Here is a 13118-nt window from a genome sequence, read left to right on the forward strand (position 1 = left end):
CCTCTTTTTGCGAGTATAAATAAACTATCCGTTTTCATGAACGATGGCATATTCATAACCCTGTTCCACCAAGAACATCTGACGGTTTAACGCAAACTCTTGTTCCTTGCTGTCCTCTGATACCAGTGCATAGAAGTAAGCTTTGTTTTCCCCAGCTTTTGGTCTCAGAATTCGTCCCAACCGTTGTGCTTCTTCCTGCCTTGAACCGAAACTCCCAGATATCTCAAGAGCAACCGCAGCATCGGGCAAATCCACAGCAAAATTGGCAACCTTGGATACAACAATCGTTTTAATCTCCCCACGTCGAAAAGCGGCAAACCATTTTATTCGCTCTTGCTGGGACATTGTTCCCGAGATCAGAGGTGCTTCAATTTCCCGGGCAATCAACTCAAGTTGATCCAGATATTGTCCAATTACAAGTGCAGGAAGATCCCGATGACGCTCCAGCAAACGCTTGACCACATGTACCTTCGCAGGATTCTCGGCAGCCAAACGAAACTGATGCTTAACCTCGGCTTGCAGATAATTCGATCTTAGTTCTGGGGAGAACGGGATACGTATCTCCTGACATTGTACATCGGCAATCCATCCTTGCTGCTCCAGCTGTTTCCACGGCATATCATAGAGCTTTGGGCCAATCAGTGAGAACACATCCTGTTCACAGCCATCCTCTCGAACCAAAGTAGCCGTCAATCCCAGTCTTCGAGTAGCTTGAATATCCGCAGTTGCACGAAACACTGGCGCAGGCAGCAAATGCACTTCGTCATATATGATCAGACCCCATTGCCGCTCACTGAGCAGTTTGATATGGGTAAAATCAGCATTCTTGGATTTTCGATGTGTAAGAATCTGATATGTAGCTACAGTCACAGGTTTCACTTGTTTTTTCTGACCGGAATACTCACCAATCTGTTCACTGGTAATCGTTGTTTTGTCTTGAATTTCCTGAATCCACTGTCGCACAGATGTCGTATTGGACGTCAAAATCAGGCATTCACACTGAAGCCGCTCCAGAACGGCCATGCCAATGACCGTTTTGCCTGCCCCGCAAGGCAGCACAAGCAATCCGCTTCCTCCCATGCCCTCACTGCCTTCGAATGCATCCACAGCTTCTCTCTGGTATGAACGCAACGCAAATCGCTCTTCTTGGTCCCCTGGATCATTGGAACGCCATTCGAATGAAAGTTTGGTTCCCTCCCGATATCCCACATAATCAAGAACCGGGTAACCCAGCCGTGTTAATTCTCTTTTCAATAGACCTCGCTGTGCTCCTGAGAGCAGAAGCTCATGAGCGTCTGTTCGTTCCATACGAAAGGCAGCTATTGTTTTCAATCCGCTTAACTCATCCAGCAACCGCTCATCCTCACTGTAAAGGCGCATTCTGGCATGATTTGCTTCGGAATGCAGCTTTAATTTCCCGTACTGATCCATAATCCTCTGAACATCCTGTATGAGTGCAGCAGGCACGTTCCAGCGGGACACCAATTCCAGACTTGTGATGACCTGATCTGCATTCCATCCCAGTGCAGCAGCATTCCAGAGCGACAATGGAGTAATTCGATAGGTATGAAACGCCGCCGGTGTCTTAACCAGTTCTGAATACTTCCCTAGCTGCTCTCTTGCTCTTTCGAACCCAGGGTGTCCCACTTCCAGCAAAACCGTAAAATCCCGCTGAACAATACAAGCATCCGTTCTTTCTCTATGTTCAGTTCCTTCCATTCGAAACTTCCTCCTATCAAAAAAAGTCCAGTTCCGGCAACTTCCGAAATTGAACCTGTATAATTGCGAGTTCAAAAGTCTAGTTTTCATATTAGATGCTGATCATGCCGCCAGGCATGATTCGTAATCAAAAGTGGACTTTTTGAACAACATCTATAAAAATCCACAAAAAAAAACATCCTGCCCATACCTCGGTATGAACAGGATGCCCAACTGCATCTAAAGTCATTCGGCTGTATAACCCTTAGCCATGGCAATAAATAATTTTACGGCCGTCTGCATCGCATCTTCATCAAAATCAAACATCGGATGATGATGCGGATAGATCGCATTTTTATCCGGATTACCTGCTCCAACAAACATAAAGCACCCTGGAACCTTCTGCAGATAATACGCGAAATCTTCCGCTGGCATCAGCATCGGCGACGTTTGCACTCGTTCTGCCCCAAATACTTCTGTAGCTTCCCTGAAGAAACGCGCTGTCTCCAGTTCATCATTCACCACAGGCGGATATCCCATAATATATTTCACTTGAGTCTCGGCCCCGTACGCGGCCCCTGTCTGGGCCACCATGGTGAGCACCCGCTCTTTCATCCCATTTCGGGTCTCTTCATCAAACGTTCTTACCGTACCGCTCATTTTGCACTGCTCTGCAATCACGTTTTGAGCGGAGCCAGCCTGCATTGTGCCAATGGTCAGCACCGCAGGTTGCAATGGATCAACCGAACGACTGACAACGGTCTGAAGCTGCATCACAAGCGCAGAACCCGCGATAAGACTGTCTATCGTGGATTGCGGCATGCCGCCATGTCCACCTTTGCCTTTGATCTCAATGTAAAAGTCGTCCGCCGCTGCCATCATCGGTCCTGCTTTACTGGCAACAACACCTACAGGCAACGGGGTCCACAGATGAATGCCGTATATGACGTCCACGCCATCAAGCGCACCATCCGCAATGACCTGGACTGCACCGCCCGGAAGCAATTCTTCTGCTGGCTGAAACAAAAAGCGAATCTCCCCTCGGATCTCCTGCTTGTGACGGCTGAAATACAATGCCGTACCGAGTAAGATCGAGATATGACCATCGTGGCCACATGCATGCATCGCCCCTGCTTGTTGTGACGCATATTCAATATTCTTCTCATCCTGAATTGGCAATGCGTCCATATCGGCCCGCAGCATGACGACAGGCCCTGGCTTGTCCCCACGAATCGTACCGATGACCCCGTGACCGCCTACATGACGCTTCACTTCAACGCCAAAGCTCTCCAACATATCCGCTACAAAAGAGGATGTCTTCTCCTCATGAAAGGAAACCTCAGGATTGCGATGAAGGTGACGCCGCCATTCCACCATGTGGATCTGCAGATCTTCCCACCAAATATTATTAGTCATGTCTCTCCACCCTTTCAATCTTGAACGGGACTTGGATCAAGCCCGAACCTTCCTCTTCAAACCTATTGCTGTATATTGTAGCAGAATTGGAAGAAAACCGATACGAAACACCCCTGGAAAGCTTGCACGAGAAGGGGAAACATACTATCATGAACTAGAGAAATGCACGAGAAATTACACTCGGAAGCTTATGAGGAGGATCAGACGCTTATGATTTTTGAGAATACAGGCTTGGATGGCTTGAAGAGCGACTTGGCATACCTGGATGAGAGCGCCGAGAAAGTCGGATTTGTCCGGTGGCAATGGGAATATTACCGTGCTACATATGACTACAAAATTGAAGATGAACAAACCAAATCAGAATACTTTGTACGCATTAATACCCGCGCAGTGGAAGGCAAATTGGAAAAACCGGATACCGTTCTTGCTGTTGAAGCCGTTTATCTTGGCAAAGCCACCTTCCCTCACGGTCTGGATTATGACTCTTCCGTTCCACAGCCAGTCGTGAAGCTGGCAGCCGAAAAATTACAGCAGCTTAAAGAACTGCTGGAAGCATAGGCTGGGCCAAACGATGAAACAACAAACGGCCCAAACGAAAACGAAGAGAGGCACGCCGGATTTTCAACTGCTAATCCTCACTTTATTGTTGGTGGGCTTCGGACTGGTGATGGTATTCAGCTCCAGTTCCAGCATTGCAATCGCAAGCGATAGATTTAACAATGATGCCCTTTACTTCACGAAAAAACAACTTATGTGGGCGATTATCGGTCTATTTGGCATGTTCTTTGCCATGAATATCCGCTTCAACAAGTACAAAAAGCTATATGCACCCTTTTTCCTGATCACTACAGTCATGCTGGTGATTGTTTTGATCTCAGGTGCAGTATTGAACGGCGCACGAAGCTGGATTCACATTTTTGGTTTCAGTCTTCAGCCTGCAGAGTTCGCAAAAATTGCTATCATTCTATATCTTTCTGCTCTTATCACCAAAAAAGGTGAAAAATTCAGGGTTTTCAAGACAGGGTATTTCCCCGTCTTGTTCATCGTTGGATTCATCGCAGGACTAATCATGCTGCAACCAGACTTTGGTACCACCTTCATCCTGGTGTCCACCTGTGGTCTCTTGATTTATGCCGGTGGCGCCAGTATGAAACATATCCTGGGTTCGATTCTCCTGGTTGTACTCGGTGGAGCACTGGCGTTCGGTGCGAATTCCTTGTTCTCTTCCATGTCTCCTTCCGACACGACGACTGCTACAACAGCAGTCACTGCGGAGCAAAACTACAAGATCGGACGTATTCAAGCTTTTCTTGATCCATTATCCGATATCAATGGCGGAAGTCTTAACCTCTACCGTTCTCTTGTTGCCATTGGTGATGGCGGCATGACGGGTTCCGGGATTGGACAAGGTACGATGAAGCTGCACTATTTGCCAAATGCGTATAATGACTTTATTTTCTCCGTAATCGGGGAAGAACTCGGATTCATCGGAAGTACCTTATTCCTTCTGGTTTATCTGTACTTCATCTGGCGAGGTATTATTGTATCTCTCCGCTGCCCTGATCCATTCGGAACACTGGTCGGCATAGGCATCATGGGACTGATTGCGATACAGGCATTCATCAACATCGGCGGTGTAACTCAGACCATTCCGGTGACGGGGGTCACACTTCCGTTTATCAGTTATGGGGGTACCTCACTCTTTGTGATGATGGTCGCCATGGGCATTTTGCTGAGTATCTCGCGTACCAACAATCTGGACGTGATCAAGGAAGAGAAAACCAAGTCCGTGACTGTACAGACACAGACTCGCACTTCTCCTGCTCTTCGTTCACGGGAGTCCATCCGTCGGATTCGGTGAACGGGATTGGCCGTAAAGGCACAGAGCACGTCTCAATACAAAAAAAGCTAACACAAAAAAGGCTGTGCACCCAATTGGATGCGCAGCCTTTTTGTGTGTACCTGGTACACTCTGTCTATCAAGATGGAGACAAGTCAAGATGCCTTTGTCCTCCATCGCGGATTGCGAAATTTTACAGATCGTCGCCTTTGAAAGATACGCCTTCTACCTTTACATTGACTTCAACCACGCGTAATCCGGTCATGGTCTCTACCGCTTCTCTTACATTCTGCTGAAGCATACGGGAAACTTCATGAATCGGGGTTTCGTACAGGACGATGATGCGCAGGTCAATGGCTGCTTCCAGCTGGCCGACCTCAACGCTCACGCCTTTCTGTACGTTTTTACCGCTGAGTCGCTTCGCCCAGCCCTCTGACAATCCTCCAGACATTGCGGCAATTCCGGGCGTTTCCATTGCAGCCATTCCGGCAATTTTTGCAACCACGTCATCGGCAATCCGGATGTTTCCGCTCTCCAGTTGAAGTTGTTCTGCCATGCCACATCCTCCTTCACTTCGTTACTCGTATTTTAAATCCTTTCCACCCCAAAAAGCAAATTAAACTCAAAAAGATGCGTTTACAACCTACCACCATTTGGTTATATTGAAATATGAAAATAATCTCATAAGCTTTTACAATACAATTTCAAAACAAAATATTTTATAACCGAGGTGTTTGTTGTGAGAAACCGGATTTCATCCATTTTGCTGATTGCGTTCTTTGCACTCAGTGCCATCGCCCACTACTTGAAATGGGATTCGATTCTACAGTTCGTGATTTCAGCCATTTCGGTTATTTTTGTGGCCGGTTTTTTAGGCAAAGCCACCGAAAATGTTGCCCACTACGCCGGACAGCGGCTGGGTGGGTTCCTGAATGCCACCTTCGGCAATGCCGCCGAATTGATCATCGCCATCTTCCTCGTGAAAGAGGGACTGTTCGACATGGTCAAAGCAAGTCTAACAGGCTCCATCATCGGAAACCTGCTGTTAGTGCTCGGGTTAAGTATTTTTGCCGGAGGACTCAAGTTCAAAATCCAGAATTATAATGTATCACTCGCAGGTCTGAATGGTTCCCTGATGATTGTTGCCATCATTGCCCTGTTTATTCCGGCAGTCTTTCTCAACACACATTCCATTACACAGAAAGACACGAATACCCTTAGTCTGATCGTGGCCGGATTGCTCATCCTCGCGTATATCGCCTGGCTACTGTTCTCCATGGTGACGCACAAGAACTATCTTGCGGACGTCACTGAGGATTCTGATGAAGAGCTACCACATGAGCATGCTCCGGCATGGTCCAAGAAAAAATCAATTCTCTATCTGGTGCTCGCAACGGTCATGGTTGCCTTCGTCAGTGAATGGCTTGTCGGCACGCTCGAAGTATTCACTTCCGAATTTGGACTTAGCGAGCTGTTTGTTGGTGCATTCCTTGTAGCCATCATCGGTAATGCGGCGGAACACAGTGCAGCCATCATGCTTGCCATGAAAAATAAAATCGGAGCAGCCGTCGAGATTGCTGTCGGCAGCAGCTTGCAGATCGCACTCTTCGTTGCCCCTGTGCTGATTTTTGTCAGCTACTTCACAGGTAGAACCATGGATATCGTGTTTACAACGATTGAACTGGTGGCCATTGGCGTATCCGTATTTATTGCAAAGTCGATCACCCAAGATGGTTCTACGAACTGGTATGAGGGTCTACTTCTGCTCGTGGTATATATTATTCTGGGCGTATCTTTCTTCTTGGTATAACCCTTCCCTCAGCAAACTAGCATTAAAATAAACAAGCCATAAGAGACAGCTCGAATATCCATATCGAGTTGTCTCTTCGCATATACACGCCTTCGGAGTGACTTATGTCATAATCGATTCAGACGCACAAAAAAAGCATGCATAAACGCCTGCATGCCTTCTATTCTGACCCGCGCATTTGCAGGCTATTGCTCATTCTTTTTGTTCAAGGCTTCATATAAAATGGCCAAATTCCGCTCAAGCGCGCTAACCAGCTGCTTACCTGCACCTTCTGGAAGGAGCCCTGCACGAACAGCAAAGTCAACTTCCTTGGAGAACCCATACATCTGTGTATCCAATACTTCCTCATAGAGAGGGCAGTAGCGGGTAGCCAGATTCTCCATCTGTACTTCAATAAGCTTCTGTATTTTATCTGCATCTTCTTGAAGAAGACTGATCGCTTTCAAATTCAGCTGGTCCTGCAGATCAGATGAAGTCATGCATTTTTCCCCCCTATGTCCCAAAAATCGCGTAAAGACGTTCTACCTCTAATATTAGACGAAATGGAGAGCTAATACAAGAACCTGACCAAAATAAGCCCACAAAGTGAAGCCTTCTCTTGCAGCTTATTCCCCCTGTTCCAGAGATGTCCAGATGAGGATTAAGGTCATGCAATGCCAAAAAACACCCCTGCCAAAAAAGGCAGAGGTGCTTCTTGAGAGCTATTACTCAGATGCGATGCTTACATTCAGTCCATGCTTGGCAAATACTTCTGACATGGCTGCTTTCGCTTCAACTGCATCTGGTCCATGAACATGCAGTTCATAGCTGTGCGTGCTGATCAGCGTTGTAAACAACCCGAGAATGCTTTTCACATCGATATACTTGTTCTCCGAATGAAGCACGATTGAAGAAGTAAACTTGCCTGCTGTTTGAGCAATTTCCACTACAGCCGCGTTATTACTCGACATAGGAATCCCTCCGTCTTTTTACTTTGGTATCATCTATTAATTACCACTACATGATACCGTGAATCCGCTTTCCTAGCAACAGCAAAATCCTGTTCCTATTTCAAACGGTCCGGATTGAGGCATTCCAGCTCAGGAATAACAAAGATACCGTCTTTACGAATCAGTACATCGTCAAAATAAATCTCCCCGCCGCCGTAATCCGGACGCTGGATCAACACCAGATCCCAGTGAATGGATGAGCGGTTGCCATTGTCGGTTTCTTCATAAGCCTGACCTGGCGTAAAGTGCAAGCTGCCTGCGATTTTTTCATCGAACAGGATATCTTTCATCGGATGCAGAATATGCGGGTTAAATCCAATCGCGAATTCGCCGATATGACGAGCACCCTCATCCGAATTCAAAATTTCATTCAAACGCTCTGTGTCGTTGCTTGTCGCTTCGACAATTTTGCCATCCTTGAACGTGAACTTGATATTTTCAAAAGTCACTCCATTGTAAAGGGTTGGCGAGTTATAACTAATTGTTCCGTTCACGGAATCACGTACAGGGGCACTGTACACTTCGCCATCCGGAATATTTTTTTGGCCAGAACATTTCTCTGCACCGATATCTTTAATGGAGAAGCTCAGCTCTGTTCCTGGTCCCGTGATGCGAACTTTGTCCGTACGTTTCATCAGGTTAGCCAGTGAGTCCTGTGCTTTGTCCATTTTGGCATAATCCAGGTTACATACGTCGAAGTAGAAATCTTCGAACGCTTCTGTGCTCGTATTCGCGAGTTGCGCCATACTTGCGTTAGGGTAACGAAGTACAACCCATTTCGTATGTTTGACACGTTGTTCACTATGTACCGGGTGGGAGTACAACGAATTGTACATTTTCATTTTTTCTTCCGGCACATCGGACAGATCATTCACATTTTCTCCCGCGCGAATACCGATATAACAATCCATCTGCTTCATACGGTTCAGATCAATCTCTGCCCACGTTTTCACCATTTCTTCTGTCGCATTTTTCAACATTGCACGCTGTACGGTCTTATCGGTCAACTGTACAAAGACGTTACCACCTTTTTTTCCTACCTCTTCAATAATGGCGTTAATCAGATCACGTTCTGATCCAATCATCTCAACCAATACATTTTCACCAGGTTGTACATCTACAGAATAGCCTACTAGGCTTGCTGCAAGCTTTTGAATTCTTGGGTCCTTCATCTTGGTAAAATCCTCCTGTCATCTGCCTTACTTGAATTGAACAACGGTAAATTACGATACTATTGTAGCACGCGAACAGTCATCCCGTCAGCAGGCAGTCCTATACTTCATTTATTGATATGACTTGAAGTTTACATCGGTGACAAGAGCTTCTTTGTTGCTCTTACGGTTGTTGTCCGTGTAACTCACCTGACTTTCAGAGGATAAGCGAAGAGGCAAACTGCTCTTCCGATCTACAGTGAGATGATATACTGTCTGCACGTTGGCTTTTTCCATCATCTGCTGCATTGTTGTTTCACCCTGTGCCCATACTTTCTCCAGATCCTTCTCAAGCTTCTCCTTACGCGCTCCTTTCACCGTAGCTGCCTTATGCATATATTCTGCTCGAATAGCGTTCATCTCGTCGTTTAGCTGGGTTACAGCCCATGTTTTGGCGTCTTCCGGTGCAAGTTCAATCCGTAACGTTCTGGTTCGACGCCCGGACCCATACTCCGATTGAATGGTTTTGTGCATTCCGTCGATCTTCTCCAATTGGGCAATTGGATTAAAACGGGAAAGAGAACCACGCAGCGGCTCATGCTGCGCCGACAATGCCATCCATTGCCCTTGTTTTCGCTCGAAAGAAGCGCTAAACCCACTGGGCTGTCCGTTATTGTTTACGGCGGTCGTATGAATACCTGTGCCCACAGCAGTTACCTCTCCAGGTAATCGGGTCTGAAGGGTCAGACGATCATGATTCTCCAGCTTACCTTCAAATTTGAACTGATTCTCGAACAGCCCACTGTTCTCCCGTCGCAGTCCTGCTTCTCCTTCAAAACTTAACTTTTCTTTTCCCGCTATCCCGGATAAGGCCAGGGAAAAAACTTCTTCAGGTGTTCGATCTCGCTGAATCAATCCACAACCCGGAACACCAATAATCACGATGCTCACAAGTAACCATAATGTACATACCGACCGGCGGTTAAGCATGTCCATCTTCACCCTTCCGTCAACTTTCTCCATAGATTGCCCTGCCCGTATTTGCTTATACTTCCTTCTATAAACAACTTGATCTCCAATATATAAAAAAAAGAGAACGACTCCGCAATTGGAATGGTTCTCTCTTAACGCGATACTTCCTGTTCTTCTACTACGATTCTGTTCCGACCGCCATTCTTCGCGCTGTACAAAGCCATGTCAGCTCGATAAAACAATGACTCTACACTAACCTTCTCATCCATCCAATTCCACTCGGCGATGCCACTGGATACCGTAACAAGAGGTCTGGTCTCTTCCGCGACTCTCCTTCGGATCACTTCCGCGTATTCTAATGCCTGATGCACACTTACCTGCGGCATATAGATGGCCAGTTCTTCTCCACCCCATCTGGCGCAGATGTCTTCCGGACGAACAGAGCTGGTGACTATTTCACTCACTTGCTTCAGTACTTGATCCCCCGTCTGGTGTCCAAATGTATCATTCACCTGTTTGAACTGATCGATATCCACCACAATGAGAGAGCCACAGAACTCATGAGCCTGACGCTCGTGAATGACGCTATCCAGGTAATGCCTTACGTACAATCCCGTCAACATATCCAGATTAGCCAAACGCCTAACCTCGGCATGTAACATGGCATTCGACAGGGCAAGCCCGATATGAATAGATAACATCTGCAAGAGCCGATAATTATCGTATGAAAAATATTGCTCTCTGCTGTGTCCAAGCAAAATGGCACCCTTCACTTCACCATTAACTCTGATCGGTGATGCAATCAGTGACATGGATCCGGTATCTTCCATGAAAAAGGAGGACACTTTATCATATTGCGCATAATTGGATATAATAAGTGGTTCCTCTGTTCGATACAGCAAGCCTGCGATACCGTATTCTACAGAAAATGATTGGTGAAAAACATCTTTCACGTTAGATGACATGACTTCGAAGTCATTCGTATTATCATTGAGTTGTAAAATGCAGCACGTTTCGGCCTGAAATATTTCCTTTAGCTCTTGCTCGGATAGTTGATAAATCTCCGAAAGATGCAGACTCTTGTTCAAGCGCTGTGTAAGATCATTGATTAGACGAAGTTCCTGTATCAACATATTGGATTGTTCGTGCAACTTGGCGTTCTCAAAGGCCGTGCCTGCGGTATCTACCATCATCGTAATCAATTGCAGATCCGATTCTTCCATAATCTCCTCGTTCATTTCGATATGGAACACACCGTATATGCCTTGTTTTCCTTTCAAAGGAAGACCTACCTCTACGATGCGATTCTCTCCATCATCTGAACGAGCAATGATCATCTTGCCTTCCATAAACGAACGCACACATATATCTTCTCCTCGTTCCTGGACAAGCAATGGTTTAATCCGTGGATTAAAGTTGCTCTGATCCTGAGACATATACAGTTTGATATACGTGGCTGGGTACAGATAGTCCATACTGTCAAATACCTCATCCAATATGGCGTCGACATCCATTTTGTCATGCATTCGCTGAACAATCTGAAAGAGGATGGACCTCCGGTGTTCTTCACGCGCTGTTTGTTCATGAGCATGTAACAGGTCCGTCATAAATATGTATTCAAATCTTCGGTAAAAGCAGGTGCGGTAATGCAATGCCTCAGATCGAACCACAGCTTCAGACGTTTCATATCGATTGGATTCATAGATCACAGCAGTGAATACGGCAAACATATCCTTGTTCGTTCTGGAGAATAAGGGATGTGTTATCAGGAGATATTCTCCACGTTCGCTAGTCCCTCTATGGGACAGGGCTTGTCTCTTATCCAAACATTCCAATACAAGCCTGCGTGCATCCACGCCCGAATCAGCATCTCGATCACGATCGTACCCTATACAATCGCCTTCCGTGTTCCATACGCTGTAAAAGGTTGATCTCCTGTCCAGGCCCGGATCTAATTTGATGATCCAGTCACTGTAAGCCTGCTCTAGCAAGCTGCCCAAATATGAAAAATCAAAAGGTGTGATATCCATTTTTTGCATCCACAACACATGCTCTTCATGAGGATGAGGAGCGGCAAAAGATGCGGAATCGCCCGAACTTCGTGAATTCAAGCTGGCAGGTAAACTTCTTAGATGTTCTAACATGTCAGGCGCTCCTTTGCACCGTTTTTGCATCCACCAGGATGCATTAATCTGCAGACGTTATCGCAAACCTGCAAATTCGCTGCGATAACCTTGTTACATAAAGATGATTTAAAGTTAAGATACAATCTATTTTACTCTGTTTAAAGCTTTTTTGCATCCATATTTCAGAAAATTGTCCCATTATTTTAGGCCCAATGACCTATCGACAAATTTAGACGTTTTTTTGCTTTTATTCTACGCTTGACTTTCGTTCTCTTAAACTGTAATATAAATTGTTGATGAAGACTACTAATGGGTCTTTAAATTTGGGCATTACCGGTTGTGTCACCCTCATTCTTTTTGTTGCTTTCAGGACAGCGGCTGAACTTTCCTGATCGTTCTATGCGAGGCCAAGCCCGCATCAACAAATTGGAGCGCAAACAGAGCCCTAATATGAACTTTAACTAAAAAGGAGCTACTTTAAACATGGCACGTTACACTGGTCCTAAATTTAAATTGAGCCGTCGCCTCGGCATTTCCCTTAGCGGAACAGGCAAAGAATTGAAACGCCCTTTCCCTCCAGGTCAGCACGGAGCTAACCAACGCAGAAAAATGAGCAACTACGGTATGCAATTGCAAGAAAAACAAAAATTGCGCCACATGTACGGTTTGGGCGAGAAGCAATTCCGCACACTGTTCTCTAAAGCTCAAAAAATGCAAGGTATTGCCGGCGAAAACTTCATGTTCTTGCTTGAGTGCCGCCTTGACAACCTCGTTTACCGCCTTGGGTTTGCTAACTCCCGCGCTGGAGCGCGTCAGTTGGTAGCACACGGTCACGTAACTGTAAACGGCAAAAAAGTCGATATCGCTTCTTACCAAGTAAGCACTGGCGATGTAATCGGCTTGCGTGAGAAGAGCCGCGCTCTTTCTTCCGTTAAAGAAGCTTTGGAAGGCCGTTCGCATCTTCCAGCATACGTTGAATACAACGAAGCAGCTGTAGAAGGTAAATTCATCCGCTTGCCTGAGCGTGCTGAATTGTCCCAAGACATCGATGAAAAACAAATCGTCGAGTTCTACAACCGTTAATCGTTGCAATCACATTAAAGTTTCAATCCAAAC

12 protein-coding genes are annotated in these 13118 nt (G+C 46.1%); 4 read left to right on the forward strand and 8 right to left on the reverse strand.

From position 1 onward, the window contains the following. Window positions 1-24: 24 nt before the first annotated feature. Entirely contained in the window at window positions 25-1719 is a 1695-nt protein-coding gene (locus PAHA3_RS14615) for a DNA repair helicase XPB (protein WP_062835369.1), read from the reverse strand. Between the two features lie 225 nt (window positions 1720-1944). Then, window positions 1945-3114 carry a M20 family metallopeptidase gene (locus PAHA3_RS14620; protein ID WP_062835370.1) on the reverse strand — a complete coding sequence of 390 codons (1170 nt, stop codon included), beginning with the start codon at window positions 3112-3114 and terminating at the stop codon, window positions 1945-1947. A 210-nt stretch (window positions 3115-3324) separates the two neighbouring features. On the opposite strand from PAHA3_RS14620, the gene PAHA3_RS14625 reads away from it, so the two are divergent. Beyond that, window positions 3325-3672, forward strand: a complete 348-nt coding sequence (locus PAHA3_RS14625) for a YugN family protein (RefSeq protein WP_062835371.1) — start codon at window positions 3325-3327, stop codon at window positions 3670-3672. A 13-nt stretch (window positions 3673-3685) separates the two neighbouring features. Next, window positions 3686-4975, forward strand: coding sequence for a putative lipid II flippase FtsW (gene ftsW / locus PAHA3_RS14630; RefSeq protein WP_062835372.1), 1290 nt, complete (start codon window positions 3686-3688; stop codon window positions 4973-4975). Between the two features lie 172 nt (window positions 4976-5147). On the opposite strand, the gene PAHA3_RS14635 is transcribed toward ftsW, so the two are convergent. Next, window positions 5148-5510, reverse strand: a complete 363-nt coding sequence (locus tag PAHA3_RS14635; protein ID WP_017687428.1) for an Asp23/Gls24 family envelope stress response protein — start codon at window positions 5508-5510, stop codon at window positions 5148-5150. A gap of 183 nt (window positions 5511-5693) precedes the next feature. Here PAHA3_RS14635 and cax point away from each other — a divergent pair, with 183 nt between their 5' ends. Continuing rightward, a complete protein-coding gene (gene cax, locus PAHA3_RS14640; RefSeq protein WP_062835373.1) occupies window positions 5694-6764 on the forward strand; it encodes a calcium/proton exchanger in 1071 nt (356 codons plus the stop codon). 185 nt (window positions 6765-6949) lie between these two features. On the opposite strand, the gene PAHA3_RS14645 is transcribed toward cax, so the two are convergent. The 5 genes from PAHA3_RS14645 to PAHA3_RS14665 all read right to left on the reverse strand — a co-directional run bounded on the left by PAHA3_RS14645 (window position 6950) and on the right by PAHA3_RS14665 (window position 12020). Further along, the gene (locus tag PAHA3_RS14645) at window positions 6950-7243 is read right to left on the reverse strand and encodes a YlaN family protein (protein WP_017687426.1); all 294 of its coding nucleotides are present in this window, start codon (window positions 7241-7243) and stop codon (window positions 6950-6952) included. A 225-nt stretch (window positions 7244-7468) separates the two neighbouring features. Next, window positions 7469-7714: an HPr family phosphocarrier protein gene (locus tag PAHA3_RS14650; protein ID WP_036614658.1), complete on the reverse strand. Its 246-nt coding sequence runs from the start codon at window positions 7712-7714 to the stop codon at window positions 7469-7471. A 95-nt stretch (window positions 7715-7809) separates the two neighbouring features. Next, entirely contained in the window at window positions 7810-8925 is a 1116-nt protein-coding gene (locus PAHA3_RS14655) for an aminopeptidase (protein WP_062835374.1), read from the reverse strand. A gap of 111 nt (window positions 8926-9036) precedes the next feature. Next, entirely contained in the window at window positions 9037-9927 is an 891-nt protein-coding gene (locus PAHA3_RS14660; RefSeq protein WP_062835375.1) for a hypothetical protein, read from the reverse strand. A gap of 101 nt (window positions 9928-10028) precedes the next feature. Further along, window positions 10029-12020 carry a sensor domain-containing diguanylate cyclase gene (locus tag PAHA3_RS14665; RefSeq protein ID WP_062835376.1) on the reverse strand — a complete coding sequence of 664 codons (1992 nt, stop codon included), beginning with the start codon at window positions 12018-12020 and terminating at the stop codon, window positions 10029-10031. A 465-nt stretch (window positions 12021-12485) separates the two neighbouring features. On the opposite strand from PAHA3_RS14665, the gene rpsD reads away from it, so the two are divergent. After that, on the forward strand, window positions 12486-13085 hold the full coding sequence (rpsD, locus tag PAHA3_RS14670) for a 30S ribosomal protein S4 (protein ID WP_062835377.1): 600 nt from the start codon (window positions 12486-12488) through the stop codon (window positions 13083-13085). Window positions 13086-13118 lie beyond the last annotated feature (33 nt).

It is taken from the genome of Paenibacillus amylolyticus, from assembly GCF_001570725.1.
Taxonomy (GTDB): domain Bacteria; phylum Bacillota; class Bacilli; order Paenibacillales; family Paenibacillaceae; genus Paenibacillus; species Paenibacillus amylolyticus_A.